Here is a 458-nt window from a genome sequence, read left to right as displayed (position 1 = left end):
CATGATGTCAGCTACTCCATCTCTAATAAACTGTTAATATTACTACCATTGTAACAGATTAAACACTCACCGACGACCTAATCCTATTTATATAATAAAAGGCCGGAACATAAATGTCCCGACCTCACAGGTTTCTTTACTTAGCACGAACAATCAACGTATCAACGTTTGCTGTACGCGTTACGTATTCAGTAACTGATCCAATCAACAAGCGCTCAATGGCGTTCAAACCAGTAGCACCAATCATAATCAAATCAACATTCAACTTCTCAGGTGCTTGGTGAGCAATGATGTCCTTTGGTGAACCATACTCAATCGTGTAGTCCACGTTCTTAACACCAGCATCCTTAGCTTGTTGCAAGTAAGTTTCCAACGTCTTCTTAGCAGTTTCAGCAACTTGCTCGACCATCGTCGTCTTGAAGTCCGTTACGTTTTGGAATGCGCGTGTGTCGATAACG

Annotated in this window: 1 protein-coding gene; it reads right to left on the bottom strand. The window is 41.7% G+C overall.

The genetic code is table 11. The features are described 5' to 3' along the window. Positions 1–136: 136 nt before the first annotated feature. On the bottom strand, positions 137–458 hold a 322-nt coding region (locus KH400_RS21010; RefSeq protein ID WP_217227974.1), incomplete at its 5' end, for a universal stress protein.

The sequence above is a fragment of the Desertibacillus haloalkaliphilus genome (assembly GCF_019039105.1).
GTDB classification, from domain to species: Bacteria; Bacillota; Bacilli; order Bacillales; family KJ1-10-99; genus Desertibacillus; species Desertibacillus haloalkaliphilus.
Note: the sequence above shows the minus strand (reverse complement) of the source record. Positions and strands in the feature narration are given on the sequence as shown.